This window comes from Bradyrhizobium sp. LCT2, from assembly GCF_009931255.1.
Lineage (GTDB): Bacteria > Pseudomonadota > Alphaproteobacteria > Rhizobiales > Xanthobacteraceae > Bradyrhizobium > Bradyrhizobium diazoefficiens.
Genome location: NZ_CP034432.1, coordinates 1,756,494 through 1,772,361, shown reverse-complemented (window position 1 = coordinate 1,772,361; position 15,868 = coordinate 1,756,494). Strand labels below are relative to the sequence as shown.

The following is a 15,868-nucleotide window of genomic DNA, read 5'->3' as shown; positions in this document are numbered from 1 at the left end:
TGCGTCCTGGTGCATACGCCCAATACGAAATTGCTGCTATCGTTCGGCACTTCTGACCTACCCAACTGGCGGCAAAGCTCGCGCCGCTCTTACGCTTTCGTTCAACCAGAGAAGGCGCGCGGCGCCTCCGGACCTTCTGAATGCCATCGAGGCGTCCAGCACGGACTGAAACCCCTCGGCCTCGACGATGGACGGCAGCAGGCTCTGCAGCTTCGAGAGGTCGGTCGCGCTCGCGGGATACACGTAATGCCGCCTGCCGGACGAGCCTGCGTTCGTGAGATGTCGGTATCGCAACCCCGCGGCGATCGGCAGCGGCAACGCGCCCTCACCGGCGCAACGGACGAGACCGCGCGCTCCGAAGCTGAACATCGGAGAACGACGAAGCAGGTGAGCATGCACGATCGCGGCATGTCGCGAAACGAACCTGAATTCGCGTCCGCGGACGGTAACGACGTAGACGTCATGGTCGCGGTCGCCGACGTTCTTCCAGCGGATGAGCCTCACAGGCTCGCCATCATCGTCGCGCACCGTAACGAAATGCCGTTTCTTCCAGGACCAGAACGACGCCTCGGCATAGAATTCGTGGCTGATGGGCGTCTGGACGAATGAACCCGGCGCGTTTCCGGCCACCTTGCGCACGCCGATCGGCCAGCGAAGGCGTGCGGAGAGCTCGTCGGGTCGCACCGAAGTTGCGCCAAACAAGGGGGGCGACCAACGCGCGATGCCGCTCGTTCGAAAGGCCTCGCCGCCCATTGCCGCCACCGCTTCCCTGAAGTCGTTTACCTGGCGTGCGCCGATGCAGCCATCGATCACGACAAGACCGCCCGCAGCCGGGCCCAAGGGCGCGATCGTCGGCCGGACCAGCATCCAGGTCCGGCCTTTCCACCCGGACCTCAAGAACGGCTCGATCATCGCCGCCTCTTGAAGGCTGCGCAGCAGGTCCCAAGGACTCGCGCCGCCCGCCGAAATGTCCGACAGCATCGGGACGAGCTCGGATTCGGGCCAGCCGGAAGATCCGCCGCCCGCGTAGACCGCTTCAATCAGATCGGAGAGCGCAGGATGCACGTCCTCCCATCCGGCTCGAGGAGGCGCGACTTTGTCATGCATGTCCGCGACGTCGCTCCATTCTTGGATCGGCGCCCCTTTTGGCTCGCCAACGGAACGGTGGACATGCGCATCGCGAACGAAGGAAAGGCTGCGCGACCATGAAGGCGACGGACGGCCCTCCTCGGCAGCGGGCTGAACGACATACTGGCCATCGAGCGGCTTGTCGCTGCGTATCGAGTAAGTGCCTCCGGACTTCTCCTCGCAGACGATCGTGCCATCTTTCGAGCCGCCGCGAGGCGCGATCGAGAGACCGCTTGCATCCGCCGCGACGCGCGGAAGCACCAACGGTCTTCCCAGCCACTCGCCGCCGCTGCGGACGCCGCCAAACACGCGAACGTTTCGGATCTGCTCTTCCGGCTTCGGCAGTTTGACGATGGCTCCGATCCGGTCTTGCGCGCTGCCCGCTGGCACGACCCGCGTGAGCCACCAGTCTCCGCTTCTCTCCAGCGGACCGAGTTTGTCTCCGATCCTGGCCGCCACGCGCTGTGAAAGGCCAACGATGACCCTGCCTAGTCCATCGGCGAGCGTGGGCATCGCCTCCCAGCGCGCGTGCCCGATCTGCCGAAAGAAGATCGCGCCGAGGTCGATCGCCCGGGTCAGTTCGTGGCCTTCTTTGGCCGAACAGGCGGACGCGGCCCGATCCAACGACGCGTGGGATCCGATGCCTCGACCAGTCGCCGCGTCGGAGATCGCGAACGACCAAAGGTCGTCCTCGTCGCGGACCATTTCCAGCACGAGCTCCACCGTCGAGGATGTTTTCCGTCCTAGGCTGATTGCCTGAACGAGCCGCCAGAAGCGGTGGTCGGCGAGCGCGCGTTGGCCGATTCGATAGCTGCGCGCGAAGTCACCGTACGCGGCCTTCAGGTACGCGGACGCCTTTGTGCCATCTGCCACGCGTCTGAATTGATCCAGGAAGTCCAGCGGGCTGCGCAGGACGCCCTCGTTATCGGCTAAGAAGCTCTGAACCAACTGCTTGTCCTTCCGGGACGGAAAGGACATTTGGACCGAGTATCCAATCTGCTTCCGCCTCACGTCTCTTGGCGGCAGTTCCAGCGCGCGGAAGGGCAGTCCCTTCGCCGATCTCTCCTTCAGCCAAGCATCGAGCTCGAGCCACATGGTATTGATGCCGGGCAAGTTGCCAAAGGTACGCCTCAGGTTGAGGAACGAGGCAAGCTTCGGACGGAATTCGTGGCTGCTCGTGTCCGGATCGATCATTCCCTCGACGAGCATCGTCAGTGCGAGATACGCGAAACATCCCGGGATCTCGTCGCCCGAATACTTGCGATATTCCCCGTGCTGAAGGGCCCTGACAAGGGTGTCCTCTCGGTCGGCCAGCGTGGAGCGGAAAGCTTCGATGACCTGGTCTCGGCGCGCGTACTCCTCGCCCACCGCTTCCGTCAGCGTGAAGTCGGTCACCTCGAACGAGCGCAGCGGCGATGCGTCACCATCGCCGATCGACAAGAAATGCCGTGTCAAAAGGCATTCCCAATCCAAATAAGTAGCTGGGATCCCTGCGGTCATCGCATCGAAATCCGCGTTGGCTCTGCGCTCGTTCTGTTCGCCAAAGCTGAAAAACGCGGCGTCAGCGCGTCTTCCCGATCGGCCAAGCTGGTGAGTGGAGGCGCGCGCATCTCACATACGAAGCTCAAGTTGCCCACGCCGACCCTTGTCAGGCCCGCGCGCCGCCTTCTTGGGCTTGCCGGCGCCCGCGGCGCGCTGCTTCTTCACTGAGCGAAGGAGCGGATTGAACAGCTTCGCGCGCAGAAACGAGACGACGGGCACGGCGACGCCATCGCCGACGACCCGGAATGCGTATTCGTAGACGTCGGGCAGCTCGTAGCTGGTCTTCAGTCCCATGAGAGCCGCCGCCTCGGACGACGCGAGAAGCCGCGTCCGGACGCTGCCGCCCTTCACCACGATGACGCGAGGTCTCGAGCCACCGCCCTTCGGCGTCCGGAGACAACCGGCCAGTCCTCGGAAGCAGATCTCGGTGCGCTGAATGGTCTTTCCGTTCGACGGACGCATGCGCAGCGAGAGCGTGCCGACCATCCGCTTGCCCGACTTCTTGGCCTCGGCGAGCTTCTGCCTATGCGCTTCGGACATCATCCCGACGAGACGCTTGGTCTCGGCGGGCGTGTGCCATTCGACGCCTACGGGATTGCTCTTGATGATTCTGTTCAGCGTCTTCTTGAGCTCGGGCGCGGCGCCGAGATTGAACCACATCCACTGCTCGCGGCAGTGCGGCGACAACTTGGCGACGGCCTTCACGAGCGGATCGGGATGCCACGTCGGGTGTGGCTCGTCGCGCACCAACTCGTCGGCGACCGCAGACGTCTTGGCGATGGCGACGATGAACACGCGCGAGCGTGACTGCGGAACGAAATGCCTCGCGTCGACGACGACCGCGCCAGCGCGCATGCCGAGCCTCTCGAGCGATGCGATGACAGTCCGGAACTCCTCGCCCCCATTTATCGTCAGGAGGCCCACAACGTTCTCCAGCACCAGAATGCGCGGAAGCCGTCCATTCGCCTTGAGACGCTTCATCAGATCGATAAATGCCCAGAACGTGCCTGACCGCGTACGGGTGGCACCGCCGGCCTGGCCGATGCCTAAGCCGTTCCCGGCCGTCGACAGGTCCTGACAAGGAAACGAGGCCCAGGCTAGATCGGCACGACGACCGAGGTCTGCAGGCTCGACGTTGTGAATGTCGTCTTCGAGGATTTCCGCTTCACCCCAATTATTTGCGTAGACCTTGACCTTAAGCGGGTCGAAGTCGTTAGCGAATTGGCATTTCCACCGACCGCCCAGGCCGGCGCGCACCATGCCTCCGCCTGCGAAGAATTCGAGATAGCTCGGCACTTCAGACGACCTTTCCGGCAAAAACGGCCATCGTCGACGCCATAGGACGCTTAAGTGCCTGCGGCTTGTCGCGTAAATCTGACGTTTTCATACTTGCCCCGCCCCCGGGTCGGCCCGCCGCGCTTCGAGCTCCTCCGCAAGAAAATCCGCGGCAGCTACTGTCAGTTGGCTTCAGGCGCGTGACAGGGAGTCGATATCGAAGGCGGACGACCAATCCGCGTTAATTGTTCCCGCGACGAAATTTTAAACCGAGTCGCGCCTAAGAAAGCCGCAGAATCGTCGCATGGGTTGAAAGGCCTAGCAAGTTCAATCGGCCATTTTCTTTATCAGCCGAAAGTCGAACCATTCCCGTCGTTTATCGACATCGACCCAAAAGCTCGCGAGGGACCGCCACCGGCCAGGCGGCGAGCGATAGACGCAAGAAGCTTTCCAATTGGCGCGGGCCAGCATGCCCCCGCAAGGAGGATATTTTTTGCGCCGGCCCTCGACTCCGCTGTTCTTGATATGTTCTAGTTTAGTATGACCGACCACCCCGCGAGCTGGCGCATGCCGACACCCCGACAAATGGAAAAGCTGGCCGCGGTCGTCGATAGGAAGACCCCTACCCTCAGCGGGCTGGCTCCGGGCGACGATCTGCCGCCTGAATATTGGAAAGCTCTCTTAGACGACGCCGGTGCCGACGGCGGCGATGCGGACCCAGGCGCGTCCGGACACCCGCTGCGCCTTGGCCAAATTCGCCAGCATTTACTGAGAGTGGGCTGCCGCCGCTGCGGCCGGATCGTCGAGATCCAGATGGTCGACGCTGTCAGGCTGTACGGTCCAGATGCGATTTGGAGGCATGTCGGCCAGCGCCTGCTGGACAACACCTGCTCGCTGAGGACCGGGCGCCATGAGGAAGACGGCTGCTGGCCGGCTTACGACGTCCCCTAGCCGGGCGGGACGGCATGGCTCCCAAGCATCACCCGACACCGCTCTCCGGAGGCGACCGCAAAGCGCTTGCAAAAGAGCTCGGCCGCGCCCGCGCGATGACGACGATCTTGGCTGCGCAGTCGGCGGAGGCGAGGGCCAAGGGGGAGGCGCTGATCCGGACGGCGGACAAGCTGCTGTGCGAAAGCTGGAATGAACGCATGTGGTCGGATGGCGAACCGATCGACCCGTCACCGACGATCGACCAGGCGATCAACGGCGGCTATAGCTGGCTCCAGATCGAATGCTCCCGCTGCAAAGCCGCCCGCGACGTCGACATGGCCACCCTGCGCCATCCGCCGACCACTTTCGTCCACGACCTAGCCAGCCGACTTCGCTGCAGCAAGTGTGCGAAGGCGGGACGCCGGCCCGCCGCTACCCTGCTGCAGCTGGCGCAGCGGGCACGCCATCCGGACCAGGAGACCTGAAGACTTGTGCAATCTCTACTCGATCACCACCAACCAGGCCGCCATCAGCGCGTTGTTCCGGGTCGTCAACCGGTACGTCGGTAACCTCGCGCCGATGCCCGGCGTGTTTCCGGACTACAAGGCACCGATCATCCGGACCGGCGCCGAGGGCCGCGAGCTCGCGACCGCGCGCTGGGGCATGCCGTCGTCGTCCAAAGCGCTGATGGACGCCACCAAGAAGCGCGCGGAGAAACTGCAAGCCAAAGGTAAGAGTGTGGACTTCAAGGAATTGCTCCGGATGGAGCCGGACGGCGGCACCACCAACATCCGGAACGTGAAGAGCAAACATTGGACCCGATGGCTAGGCGTCGAGAACCGTTGCGTGGTGCCGTTCAACAGCTTCAGCGAGTTCAACAAAGCCGAGGGCGGCGACATCTGGTTCGCGCTCGACGAGACCCGGCCGCTCGCCTGCTTCGCCGGCATCTGGACCAATTGGACGTCGGTCAGGAAGGTCAGGGAGGGCGAGACGACGAACGACCTCTACGCATTCCTGACCACGGAGCCGAACGCCGAGGTCGGCGCCATCCACCCTAAGGCGATGCCGGTGATCCTGTCGACACCCGACGAGGTCGAGACCTGGATGACGGCGCCGGCAGACGAGGCGCTGAAGCTGCAGCGGCCCCTGCCGGACGGGGCGCTGCGGATCGTCGCCCGCGGCGTCAAGGAAGACCCGGCGGCCGCCGCTTAGGGTGCCTCACATGCCACGGAACAGGTGGACCGGGGGCGTCGCCGCATGTCTACGGCCCGATTGCCCACTTGTCGGATCACTTCGCTCTTTTCCAGATCACGTCGACTACGTCTCCCGCAGGAGGACGAACAGTCAGCGTCAGTTGATCTCCCGCAACCGCGACGAAGCGCTTCTGTTGCGTGCCATTCCAGTTGGGAAACGAACTGCCTTCGACCTGGATCGCGATGCTGCCATCTGCCTCGTTCGTCGAATACGTTCCGAAGTAGGTTATCGTGCCGTCCGCAGTCTCTTTGTTCTCCTCGGATGTGCCCTGCCACAGGGCATTACTCGCGTATTTGGCTCGATCCGATCGCATCACCGTGATGATGTAGTGCCCATCCACGTCGAAGAAAGCGATGCCCTTCGGAGCGGCCCCATAACGCTCGATCTTGGTGCCGTCGCTTTTCTTCTGCTCCCACGACAGCAGCGTCCACGTACCGACCAGTTGATCTTTCAACGATTGCTTCTGCCCGATCGCGTCGACTGTCATCATGATAAATCCAGAAGCCGCAATCGCGCACGCGGCGAAAATTGCACGCAAAGTCATCGGTCCATCCCTAGGCAATAGTCTCGACCAGACGCCTGCACGGTACCATGCACGGCCACGCCGGTTGAATCCTTCATCCAGCTATTCAAAGTGCTGGCTGCTTCTTGCCAAGGGCCAGAAGCATCCTGACGTGCCGAGCGGTTCGCCCGCTACCGGCTGCAGTCGTCGTCGCGTAGCCATGGCTTAGTGCCACGGGGGATGTCACCCCTTGGCTGCGAATAAGTAGCCGTTGCCATCCTTGGCAAGCGTGCCGACGTTCGGCATCAACCAGTGAGTACCCGAAATGGTGAGCTTGTCGGCGACCGCGCGATCGAAGATCTTCCTTCGCGTTTCCACCGCCATTTGCGGATCCTGATCGATCGAGAGCTGCCACTCGGGATGTGTTGCAATGTGGGGCGCAAGATTGACCACGTCGGCGCTGATCAGGAACTGCTCGCCGCCGGAAGCGACGAGATGCGCGACCATTCCCGGGCTATGGCCGGGCACCTCAATTGCGTGCACGCCAGGCAGGAGTTCAGGTTCTCCCTCAAATGTCCTGACGTTTTTCCAAGTCGCCACGGTAGCCTGAATGCGCCGCGCGAGGCCCTTGCGCGTCGGTCCGAGATCGAGTGACTCGACCCCTGGGCGCGTCCACCATTTCAATTCCGCAGCGGGCACTACGATGTCGGCATCCGGGAAGACCTGCGCATCGCTTTCATTGTTCATGAGGCCATAAATGTGGTCGCCGTGGAGATGGGAGATGAGGATCGTCTTGACTGCCTTGGGGTCAAGGCCCGCCGCCGCCATGCTCTCGAATAACCGGCCATTCCCCTCGCCATAAATCGAATGACCGCCCGTACCCGCGTCGATCAGGACCACTTGGTCGCGCAGCTTGAGCGCCATGACGATAAACCGCACGGGCGCCTGATTCTCGGGAAAACCGGCACCACGCAACACGGTCTTCACTTGGTCGGCGCTGACATTCCTGACCATACCGTCGCGCAGCGGCGCCTCCCGCATGCCATCGATCAGGGAGAAGACCTCAATGCCGCCGACCTTGTATTTGCGGAAAGGTTGAGTGACGGACTGTTGAGCGTAAGCCGCGTCGACAAAGGTGATCGGCTTATCGAGTCCAAACGCGGCGCAGGCACCTGCTGCGCCAAGTGAGGTCGCGGCGCGAAATATCGAACATCGTTCGCTACTCCTCGTTGGACGATCAGCATATCAACGAGAACGTGCGCTGTACAAGGCGGTTTCGGGCATCGGACATCTCGCCCGAAGGGTATCGCGGGTCTTGGGGGGTTCGGCTAATCTGCCAAAGTTGAGCACGATCTACTTTTAAGGAGGACAACGTGGTGCGTCTCCTTGCCTTGGCCTTTGCCGCCTATTGCTATCTGCAGCCCGCGTTGCTTCTCGCGGACGATGCAGCAGGGCAACTCGCAGGTAGCTGGAAACTCACAGCCTGGACCATTCAGATTATCGGCGGCGAGCTCACCGAACCGATGGGCCAGGATCCGAAAGGGCGGGCAGTTTTTACGCCGGACGGGCACGTCGCGTTCATCATTACCGCGGCAAATCGCAAGCCGGCGACCAACGATGCGGAGTCGGCAGCCCTGCTCAAGAGTCTTCTTGCCTACACCGGAAAGTTCACAATAGAGGGCGACAGGTTTACGACCAAGGTCGACATTTCGTGGAATGAGCTTCTAACGGGTCAAGACCAAGTCAGATTCTTCAAGCTCGAAGGGGACAAGCTGAGCCTCAGAACGGCCGAACAAATCAGCGCCGTCTATCCGGGCAAGAAAGTCGTGGGAACACTGGAATGGGAACGCGAGCGCTAAGGCGGACAAGCTCGAAGTTGCGCACCCCTTAGCAGCGTGATTCAACGAAAAGTAAGTCCGCTTTGCCCCTACAGGAACAGGTGGACAAGCCGGAGCCCTGCCGAACGCGAATCCCTGCCCCGTGCTAACCGCCAGGAACGAGCCGGCGGTCCGAAGGATTCGTCTTGGCAGGAGTGATCTCGATGCTGATGACGAAGGAAAGACGGCCGGCCATCCGGACTCTTCGCGGGTGGGCGATCGGCGTGCTGCAGGAGTCAGGCGCCATCCACGAATGCGAGGAGCATGGCTGGGCGCGGGACCGAGCGGATCCGCATGCGCGCGAGCGCGCGTTGGATATCGCAAGGCGGAAGCCACCGGACGGCATTTCTCCGGAAGCGGCGCTCGCGGAGATCAGGGACGTGCTGGACTCGATCGGGGACACTTGCCCGAGTGCGCTGCCGACGATTGACGACAATCGCAGCTGCACCTTCAGAGGTTCAGCCGTCACGCGCTTCCAGGATGAGTTCGCCGCTGGCAGTCTCCAGTTATCTGCGACAAGGGACTACAAGTGGGACGAGCCCCAAGAAGCATGCTAGGCTGCACGTCTTCTGCTCTCAGCATCATTGCCGCGAGAGGTTGATTATGCCCGCCTATTTCATTGTCCAAAACACCATCAAGGACGAAGCGCAGTACCAGAAATACGTGCAGGCCGTCGTGCCGTTCATAGCCAGCTTTGGCGGAAAGCTTGTAGCCAGACGAGCGAAGGTGGAGGTGCTGGAAGGCGAACACGATCAGCGCCCGGTCGTCATGTTCGAGTTTCCCGACATGGAGGCGATCCACGCGTTCTGGAACTCGCCGGACTACGTTCCGATCAAGAAGCTGCGCGAGGGTATAGCCACCATGAACATCTGGGCATTTCCCGGCGCCTGATCCGTGGACGACAGGTGGCTGGTGGCGGGCGCAGAGGCTAACCGGTGGCCGCGAACAGATCCCATTTGCCCGGCAGCCCCTTCAATTCGTACGAGCCGCGCTCGCTGAACCGCAGTCCCGCGCCCGCGACGAGATCGGTCACAACACGCGAAACCAGCACCTCGTCTGGCGCGGATTGCGACATGACGCGGGCCGCCGCGTGGACGGCGATGCCCCCAATGTCGCTGCCCCGCATCTCGATCTCGCCAGTATGCAGACCAGCGCGTACCGGCAAGCCGATCTGACGGGCGGCACTGCTGAACGACAGCGCGCACCGGATCGCACGACCGGGCCCGTCGAAGGTGGCGAGCACGCCGTCCCCGGTGGTCTTCACCAGATTGCCTCGATGCCGATCGATGAACTGACGCGCAAGCGCGTCGTGCTCGTCGAGGCGGCCCCGCCACCGCTGGTCGCCTATTTCGGCCGCCTGCCGCGTGGAGTCGACGATGTCGGTGAACATGACGGTCGCGAGAATGCGCTCGAGATCGGTGTCGCCCGCCTGGCGATGGCCGGTCACGAATTCCTCGATGTCGCCGACCAGGGTCTCGGTGTCCCCGGTCCAGAATGCGTGATCTCCGGACGGATACTCGATGTACTTCGCCCCGGGTATTCCCGCCGCCATCTTACGGCCCAGCGCTACCGGCACTTGGGCGTCGGTCGCCCGATGCAGAAGCAAGGTCGGGGCGCGGACACACGGAAGGATGGCATTCACGTCTATCCGGCGATTGGAAATTATGTAGGACCTGATGGCGCCCGGACTGCACGCCAGCTTTTCGAACTTCGCAATGCGCGCGGCCGCGTCCGGATTGGAGGCCTCGCTCGCGAATACGTTCGCGAGAAAGCTTCCGCTGCCCCAGCGCTTGACGAGGTTCGCCAGCCTTTCATCGGCCTCTGCAGGGGAAAAGCTCGGCGGAAACAGGTCGGCGATGCGGGCAAGGCCGCCGAAAAGAACCAGGTGGGAGACGCGATCTGGATAGGTCGTCGCGAACAGAACGCTCATGGAAGCGCCCTCGGAGAAACCGACCAACACGGCCCGCCGCGATCCGATTGCGTCCATCACCGCCCGGACGTCGTCGATGCGGTCCTCGAGCGAAGGCACATCGGCAAGCCTGTCGGACAGGCCTTGTCCTCTCTTGTCGAAAGTGACGACCCTCGAGAACCGGGCCATCCGGCGGAGGATTTGCGTGTAGCCGGGCAGCTCATGCTGGTAATCGATATGCGAGATGATGCCAGGGACCAGGATGATGTCGACAGGGCCGCTGCCCATGACCTGGTAGGCGATGCTGAAATCGCCGCTCTGCGCATATTGCGTCTCGGGCAATGCAAGTTCAGCCATGGCCAGCCCCGCTATGACGTTGCGGGAACTGAGTATTGGTCAGATCGTGGATGAGATCAACTGGGGCGCGAGCATCCGAGGCGGGATCGTTGGCAAGTGACTAGACCGTCTCTTCCGCCCCGCTGCGCTCGCGGCCGGACACCCGCAGGCGAGTGAGTTCAATCCACGCCAGCGCAGCGTTGATCCATCTCTGCCGTTCGGCTCCATCGGCTTCAGCGGCGAGCTTCATCGCCGCAACTGCCTCATGCTCGGGGTCGTACTCGGTCTCCATCGCGCGGAAATATAATCGCAGATCGTAAACGATCACGCGTCGATGGCACCGTAGGAATCCGGGGCCGCCGCAGAAACTGGGGCCGTGATCCTATGGCTCGGGAAGTACCACGCCCGTCAGCTCGCCCAATTTGGATAAGAGCGATCAGCCGTTCTTCGCGGCGCGATTGAAAGCTTGGACCTTCACTAGGTCTTTCGAGTGGGTGCCCTCGCTGTCGGTCTTCGTTTTTGAGTCCACGCCGGCAGGTTGTACCGACCGGATAGCCTCTTTGACATTGTCCGGCCCCAGCCCGCCGGCGAGTATTACCGGAGTCCGAACGGTCTCGACGATCGTTCGGCTGATGCTCCAATCGTGCGTGACGCCCTGCGCACCGATTTGAGGATCGCCAACGCGATGACTATCAAGCAGGATCCATTCGACAATTCCATCGTAGGCGCGCGCCACCTGCAGCGCCTCGGGTCCTGTCACCGGTACGCTACGCATGAACCTGACACCTGGCAAAGACCTTCGGAGAGCCGAGACATGGTCGGGGGCAAGCAACTCATTCGAAGCACCGAGGTGCACGATAGGCGGGCGGAGCTCCCTGGCCATCCGTTCGATCATCGCGACATCCGGCGAGAGGAACAGCGCCGAGAGTACGGACGGCCCCCTGATAGCTTCCATAACCGCGGCCGCTTCGGAAACCGGAAGCTCCCGGGGGAAAGCGCCATCCCCGACAAGCACGCCGACATGATCGACGCCGATTGCGGATATTGCTTCGGCTTCGGCGGGCGTCGCGACTTCGTAGATCTGCGTCAGCATTGTTCGACAGCGACTCTGACTGGGCAGATGAGATGGAAGATCAGGCCGACTTGCGCCTCGCCCCAGCCGCCGGCTTTTTCGCCGCCGCATCCTTCGCCGGCTTCTTGCCGGCAATCGACATCAGCATCTCCTTCTGGCCCGCAGCAGCCTTCCGCGGCTTCTTAGCGGGCTTCCCGGCCTTCGCCGGCGCCGCCTCCTGACCAACGCTCCGACGCAGCGCCTCCATCAGGTTGACCACGTTGGTCGCGGCAGGCTTTTCCTTCGGCGTGATCGGCTTGCCGGCGCGCTTCTGATTGATGAGCTCGATCAGCGCGGTCTCATAGTGGTCCTCGAATTTTTCGGGGTCGAACCGGCCGGCCTTCTGGTTCACGATGTGCCTGGCGAGATCGAGCATGTCCTTGGTCACTTTGACGTCCTGGATCTCGTCGAAATACTCCTGCTCGGAGCGCACTTCGTAAGGGTAGCGCAGCAGCGTCCCGACGAGCCCCTTGTCCATCGGCTCGAGCGCGATGATGTGCTCGCGGTTGGTCAGCACGACCCGCCCGATCGCGACCTTGTCCATCTCGCGGATGGTCTCGCGGATCACGGCGAACGCGTCGTGACCGACCTTGCCGTCCGGGCGGACGTAGTAGGGGCGGATCAGGTAGCGCGGGTCGATGTCGGCCTTGTCGACGAACTCGTCGATCTCGATGGTGCGCGTGGATTCCAGCGCGATCTCCTCGAGCTCCTCCTTGGAGACCTCGATGTACTGGCCTTTGTCGAGTTCGTAGCCCTTAACGATGTCCTCGTTGGGGACCTCGTCGCCGGTGTCCGCATCGACCTTCAGGTACTTGATCCGATGGCCGGTCGCGCGGTTCAGTTGGTTGAAGGAGATCTTCTCGGACTCGGACGTCGCCGGATAGAGGGCCACTGGACAGGTCACCAGTGACAGACGCAGGAAGCCTTTCCAGTTGGCGCGGGGGGCCATGAACGCGGTACTCCGGAGGGACGGTGCTGGATTCAAGACGAACGGAGCCTGCCGGTTCCGACATGCTCCGGGCCCGCCAACAGGAAAATTGGCCATCTGCCCGCAGCGCCCCCGGGCACGTCCGAAAACGTCGTGAATCGCTTGTTTTCCAGGTACCTCCTGGAGCTTTTGGCCGGTACTGTGGACCCATGGACGCGCTGACCCAGCCCCTCAGAAACGAGCATACTCCGGACCCGGCGGACTTGGCCGCAATGGCCGAGGCATTGAGCCGGTCACCCGACTACCGGATCCTGCGGCGCTTGGTTGCCCGACCGAGCTACATTCCGACTGTGGGGCAAGAGGTCAGGACCGGCATCCTGCTCGACACCGAGACGACCGGCCTAAATTGCCGCAGCGACGAAATCATCGAGCTCGGGATGGTCAAGTTCGACTACACGCCCGACGGCCGCATCGTCGGCATCAGAGACACGTTCTCCGCTTTCAACGAGCCCAGTGCGCCGATCTCCGCGGAAGTGACGGCGCTCACCGGCATCACCAACGACATGGTTGCGGGACGCAAATTCGACGATGCCGCCGTGAACGCATTCGTCGACGGGGCGCTCATCGCGATCGCACATAACAGTAATTTCGACAGGAAGTTCGCGGAGCGCTACTGGTCGGTCTTCGAGCGGATGGCCTGGGGCTGCAGCATGAGCGAGATCGACTGGCGCAAACACGGTTTCGCCGGCTCGCAGCTCGGCTATCTGCTGCACGGCGCGGGCTACTTCCACCAGGCGCACCGGGCGATCGACGACTGTCATGCCCTACTGGAGGTGCTCGCTTTCGAACTGCCGACGACGGGCTCGCCGGCGCTGGCCCTGCTGCTGGAGACCGCCCGAAAACCGACAATGCGAGTCTGGGCGGAGCAAACCGCCTTCGAGCTCAAGGACTCGCTGAAGCGCCGCGGCTATCGATGGAATGATGGCAGCGACGGACGTCCCAAGTCTTGGTTCATAGACGTCGACGAGACCGCCCTCGACGACGAGATCGCGTTCCTCCGGACCGAGATCTACATGCAGGACGTCGAGCCAACCGTGCAGAGGCTGACCGCATTCACCCGGTTCTCCAGCCGCATCTAACTACCGTTCCCGGCTGACGGAGAGCTCAGTCCGCAGGTGGCTTCAACGGGCTATCCACCCACTTGCGAGCGGCAGGGTCGTGCAAAGGATCGTCGTCGCAAACCGGACAGACATAGCGCTCCTTGCCGGGGCCCGCGTCGCTCTTGACGAGTTTCATGGGCCTTCCGCAGGCCGGACACGCCTTCCGGATCGGGTGCAGCACCGTCATGTCGAATTTTCCTGCCGCCGGCAGCTTAGGCCCGCCTGAGGCGTCGGTACAAGGCACGTTGGATAGTTTTCAGACCTCCGCGCCTGCGCCGCTTGACTCCCCGAGTGCAGGCAACTCAAATCTGAGGAGTGATGTCGTGGGTGGGGTGCGCCATGGAGCAGGAATTCTATCGGGGTCTCGCGCACTGGGTCCGGACCATTGCCGAAAGAGCCGACCCATTCACCCGGAGACGCCTCCTCGACCTGGCGAAGCGGTATGATGCGAAGGGCGGCCAGGCGTTGCGATCCTCCCCGCCCGAGCGCCCGCTTCCCCTGCCTCGCACGACGCCCGCAACCTCGATCTTCTCCGGGCCCGGCGAGGCCTGACACGCGAGCGGCGGAGAAAGCCTTCGCGGCAGGGTCAGGCCACCGACTCCTCTCCGAGCGCCACATCGTCTTCGGTCAGCGCCGTCTCGAGCCGCAGACTGCTCACCTTGGCGCTGCGATGCCGGAATCGGCTGCCCCGCATCAGGACGTAATTGAATCTGCCGGCGATCAGCATCTGCAGGATCGGCGTCAGCGCGTCCCGCGGGATTCCGATGTTGCCCAAGATCGCGGCCTGCGTGACGTGCAGCGCCCCCAATGCGATGGGGCGCAAGTCTCCGCGCCGCTCCTCTTCCAGGTCGGACGAAGGGAGCAGCGAGATCTCCGCCCTCTCGGTCTTCTGCTCCGACGGCCGCAACAGCCGCCCCTTGACCTGCAAGTGGCGGAATTCGTCGTAGGGGTCGATCGGCTGCCGCTCGCTGTTGAGCGCAAACGAGTAGCCCCAATCCCATCCCTCGATCGCCACGACGTAGTCGACGATCTCCTCGCGCAGCTTGCGGCGGCGCTTCTTCGCTGACCTGGGCGGCTTCGGCTCGCCAGTCATCGCTCGCACTCTCGATAACTGCGTCAGGCTATCCGGCCGGATCTGTGGCGACCTAGCGGCCGAGACGCTTCTCGACGCGCTTGCGAGAATTGCCGACCTTCTTGACGGCCTTCTTCACCGCCGAGGCCGAGCGGCCGGTCTTCTTCGCTTCGTAGCGGACTTCGTAGTCCTGTCCCTTGGCGACGCGTGCCCGGTCCTGCTTGCGTCCACGCGCGGTCTTCTTCTTCGCTGCCGCCATCGGCTCCTCCTCTTGCGAACTTGATGACGATGCAACGCCGCAAGGATTCGCGGGTTCCGGAAACGAATCCTGCCGGCCCGGCTTGAGTCCGCAGGTTGTTGCGTTGGAGTTCGTTGCGTGGCGTTTCAGCGGCGTAAACCGGCGGCGATCGGCGTGAAGGCGCCGTTCCCCGGCTTCGTAGAACCGGCCTTGGCATCGTCGATCGAGAAGGTGCCGTCCGGAGCGCGATGGATTCACGAAATCAAGTTCGACGGCTACCGTGTCCAGGTCCATCTGGCCAACGAAGCCGTGAAGGTCTTCACCCGCCGCGGTCACGACTGGACCAACCGCTTCAAGAAGGTCGCCGACGACGCCTGGCACATCAAGGCCGGGTCGGCGATCGTGGACGGCGAAATCGTGGTCCCCGCCGCGGACGGCACGACGGACTTCTCGGTCCTTCAGAACGAACTGAAAGGCAGGTCGACCCTTCTACTGCCGTGAGGGCTCCGACGGTCCTTGTCAGGAAACGACGTACGGCTGTCCTGATCCGCAGGATCGTGTTCGTTGTCGGGGGCACGAGTGGTTGCGATATACGGATAAGCGAGG

18 protein-coding genes and 2 pseudogenes are annotated in these 15,868 nt (G+C 62.8%); 9 read left to right on the top strand and 11 right to left on the bottom strand.

The annotated features are described in order from the left end of the window. Positions 1-57: 57 nt before the first annotated feature. Both EI171_RS08990 and EI171_RS08985 read right to left on the bottom strand, forming a co-directional pair. Positions 58-2,583, bottom strand: coding sequence for a hypothetical protein (locus EI171_RS08990; protein WP_161533143.1), 2,526 nt, complete (start codon positions 2,581-2,583; stop codon positions 58-60). Between the two features lie 156 nt (positions 2,584-2,739). After that, positions 2,740-3,966 (bottom strand): DNA cytosine methyltransferase, encoded by a 1,227-nt coding sequence (locus tag EI171_RS08985; RefSeq protein WP_161533142.1) that lies wholly within the window; start codon positions 3,964-3,966, stop codon positions 2,740-2,742. A gap of 564 nt (positions 3,967-4,530) precedes the next feature. Between EI171_RS08985 and EI171_RS08980 the strand changes: the two genes are divergently transcribed. From EI171_RS08980 to EI171_RS08970, 3 genes are read left to right on the top strand one after another with little or no spacing between them, the layout of a single operon-like run. Continuing rightward, positions 4,531-4,896 (top strand): hypothetical protein, encoded by a 366-nt coding sequence (locus tag EI171_RS08980; protein ID WP_246740471.1) that lies wholly within the window; start codon positions 4,531-4,533, stop codon positions 4,894-4,896. 14 nt (positions 4,897-4,910) lie between these two features. Then, positions 4,911-5,360 carry a hypothetical protein gene (locus EI171_RS08975; RefSeq protein ID WP_161533140.1) on the top strand — a complete coding sequence of 150 codons (450 nt, stop codon included), beginning with the start codon at positions 4,911-4,913 and terminating at the stop codon, positions 5,358-5,360. 4 nt (positions 5,361-5,364) lie between these two features. Continuing rightward, on the top strand, positions 5,365-6,087 hold the full coding sequence (locus tag EI171_RS08970) for an SOS response-associated peptidase (protein ID WP_161533139.1): 723 nt from the start codon (positions 5,365-5,367) through the stop codon (positions 6,085-6,087). 76 nt (positions 6,088-6,163) lie between these two features. Here EI171_RS08970 and EI171_RS08965 read toward each other — a convergent pair whose 3' ends face one another. Both EI171_RS08965 and EI171_RS08960 read right to left on the bottom strand, forming a co-directional pair. After that, positions 6,164-6,673: a lipocalin-like domain-containing protein gene (locus EI171_RS08965; RefSeq protein WP_161533138.1), complete on the bottom strand. Its 510-nt coding sequence runs from the start codon at positions 6,671-6,673 to the stop codon at positions 6,164-6,166. 201 nt (positions 6,674-6,874) lie between these two features. After that, complete coding sequence (locus tag EI171_RS08960; protein ID WP_161533137.1) at positions 6,875-7,672, bottom strand: MBL fold metallo-hydrolase; 798 nt, start codon at positions 7,670-7,672, stop codon at positions 6,875-6,877. 332 nt (positions 7,673-8,004) lie between these two features. Here EI171_RS08960 and EI171_RS08955 point away from each other — a divergent pair, with 332 nt between their 5' ends. From EI171_RS08955 to EI171_RS08945, 3 genes and pseudogenes are all read left to right on the top strand, one after another. Continuing rightward, positions 8,005-8,490 (top strand): lipocalin-like domain-containing protein, encoded by a 486-nt coding sequence (locus EI171_RS08955; protein WP_161533136.1) that lies wholly within the window; start codon positions 8,005-8,007, stop codon positions 8,488-8,490. A gap of 182 nt (positions 8,491-8,672) precedes the next feature. Beyond that, positions 8,673-8,930, top strand: a pseudogene (locus EI171_RS08950) (hypothetical protein); the annotation flags it as partial. Positions 8,931-9,111: 181 nt separating this feature from the next. Continuing rightward, positions 9,112-9,399, top strand: coding sequence for a DUF1330 domain-containing protein (locus EI171_RS08945; protein WP_049831911.1), 288 nt, complete (start codon positions 9,112-9,114; stop codon positions 9,397-9,399). A gap of 37 nt (positions 9,400-9,436) precedes the next feature. Here the strand turns inward: EI171_RS08945 and EI171_RS08940 are convergent, their stop codons facing one another. The 4 genes from EI171_RS08940 to EI171_RS08930 form a co-directional block, all read right to left on the bottom strand. Next, positions 9,437-10,774 (bottom strand): adenylate/guanylate cyclase domain-containing protein, encoded by a 1,338-nt coding sequence (locus EI171_RS08940; protein WP_161533135.1) that lies wholly within the window; start codon positions 10,772-10,774, stop codon positions 9,437-9,439. A 100-nt stretch (positions 10,775-10,874) separates the two neighbouring features. Continuing rightward, positions 10,875-11,081 (bottom strand): hypothetical protein, encoded by a 207-nt coding sequence (locus EI171_RS44615; RefSeq protein WP_011090735.1) that lies wholly within the window; start codon positions 11,079-11,081, stop codon positions 10,875-10,877. A 108-nt stretch (positions 11,082-11,189) separates the two neighbouring features. Then, the gene (locus EI171_RS08935; RefSeq protein ID WP_063921564.1) at positions 11,190-11,846 is read right to left on the bottom strand and encodes a phosphoribosylanthranilate isomerase; all 657 of its coding nucleotides are present in this window, start codon (positions 11,844-11,846) and stop codon (positions 11,190-11,192) included. Positions 11,847-11,886: 40 nt separating this feature from the next. Continuing rightward, positions 11,887-12,813 (bottom strand): Ku protein, encoded by a 927-nt coding sequence (locus EI171_RS08930; RefSeq protein WP_161533134.1) that lies wholly within the window; start codon positions 12,811-12,813, stop codon positions 11,887-11,889. A 188-nt stretch (positions 12,814-13,001) separates the two neighbouring features. On the opposite strand from EI171_RS08930, the gene EI171_RS08925 reads away from it, so the two are divergent. Next, positions 13,002-13,931, top strand: a complete 930-nt coding sequence (locus tag EI171_RS08925) for a 3'-5' exonuclease (RefSeq protein ID WP_161533133.1) — start codon at positions 13,002-13,004, stop codon at positions 13,929-13,931. 25 nt (positions 13,932-13,956) lie between these two features. Here the strand turns inward: EI171_RS08925 and EI171_RS08920 are convergent, their stop codons facing one another. Next, entirely contained in the window at positions 13,957-14,088 is a 132-nt protein-coding gene (locus tag EI171_RS08920; RefSeq protein ID WP_309248096.1) for a hypothetical protein, read from the bottom strand. A 203-nt stretch (positions 14,089-14,291) separates the two neighbouring features. Between EI171_RS08920 and EI171_RS45415 the strand changes: the two genes are divergently transcribed. Continuing rightward, positions 14,292-14,504 carry a hypothetical protein gene (locus EI171_RS45415; protein WP_246740470.1) on the top strand — a complete coding sequence of 71 codons (213 nt, stop codon included), beginning with the start codon at positions 14,292-14,294 and terminating at the stop codon, positions 14,502-14,504. A 34-nt stretch (positions 14,505-14,538) separates the two neighbouring features. On the opposite strand, the gene EI171_RS08915 is transcribed toward EI171_RS45415, so the two are convergent. Further along, entirely contained in the window at positions 14,539-15,045 is a 507-nt protein-coding gene (locus EI171_RS08915; protein WP_161533131.1) for a hypothetical protein, read from the bottom strand. Between the two features lie 52 nt (positions 15,046-15,097). Then, positions 15,098-15,283 carry a DUF3606 domain-containing protein gene (locus EI171_RS08910; RefSeq protein ID WP_028133503.1) on the bottom strand — a complete coding sequence of 62 codons (186 nt, stop codon included), beginning with the start codon at positions 15,281-15,283 and terminating at the stop codon, positions 15,098-15,100. A 117-nt stretch (positions 15,284-15,400) separates the two neighbouring features. Between EI171_RS08910 and EI171_RS08905 the strand changes: the two are divergent. Then, positions 15,401-15,757: pseudogene (locus tag EI171_RS08905) on the top strand (DNA ligase); the annotation flags it as partial. Positions 15,758-15,868: the final 111 nt, after the last annotated feature.

Bases quoted from the DNA above. Each gene is read 5' to 3' on its own strand.
- EI171_RS08920 (WP_309248096.1), bottom strand. From the start codon at position 14,088: ATGAAACTCGTCAAGAGCGACGCGGGCCCCGGCAAGGAGCGCTATGTC.
- EI171_RS08910 (WP_028133503.1), bottom strand. From the start codon at position 15,283: ATGGCGGCAGCGAAGAAGAAGACCGCGCGTGGACGCAAGCAGGACCGG.
- EI171_RS08975 (WP_161533140.1), top strand. From the start codon at position 4,911: ATGGCTCCCAAGCATCACCCGACACCGCTCTCCGGAGGCGACCGCAAA.
- EI171_RS08960 (WP_161533137.1), bottom strand. From the start codon at position 7,672: ATGCGGGAGGCGCCGCTGCGCGACGGTATGGTCAGGAATGTCAGCGCC.
- EI171_RS08935 (WP_063921564.1), bottom strand. From the start codon at position 11,846: ATGCTGACGCAGATCTACGAAGTCGCGACGCCCGCCGAAGCCGAAGCA.
- EI171_RS08940 (WP_161533135.1), bottom strand. From the start codon at position 10,774: ATGGCTGAACTTGCATTGCCCGAGACGCAATATGCGCAGAGCGGCGAT.
- EI171_RS08930 (WP_161533134.1), bottom strand. From the start codon at position 12,813: ATGGCCCCCCGCGCCAACTGGAAAGGCTTCCTGCGTCTGTCACTGGTG.
- EI171_RS08945 (WP_049831911.1), top strand. From the start codon at position 9,112: ATGCCCGCCTATTTCATTGTCCAAAACACCATCAAGGACGAAGCGCAG.
- EI171_RS08980 (WP_246740471.1), top strand. From the start codon at position 4,531: ATGGAAAAGCTGGCCGCGGTCGTCGATAGGAAGACCCCTACCCTCAGC.
- EI171_RS08925 (WP_161533133.1), top strand. From the start codon at position 13,002: ATGGACGCGCTGACCCAGCCCCTCAGAAACGAGCATACTCCGGACCCG.
- EI171_RS08965 (WP_161533138.1), bottom strand. From the start codon at position 6,673: ATGACTTTGCGTGCAATTTTCGCCGCGTGCGCGATTGCGGCTTCTGGA.
- EI171_RS08915 (WP_161533131.1), bottom strand. From the start codon at position 15,045: ATGACTGGCGAGCCGAAGCCGCCCAGGTCAGCGAAGAAGCGCCGCCGC.
- EI171_RS45415 (WP_246740470.1), top strand. From the start codon at position 14,292: ATGGAGCAGGAATTCTATCGGGGTCTCGCGCACTGGGTCCGGACCATT.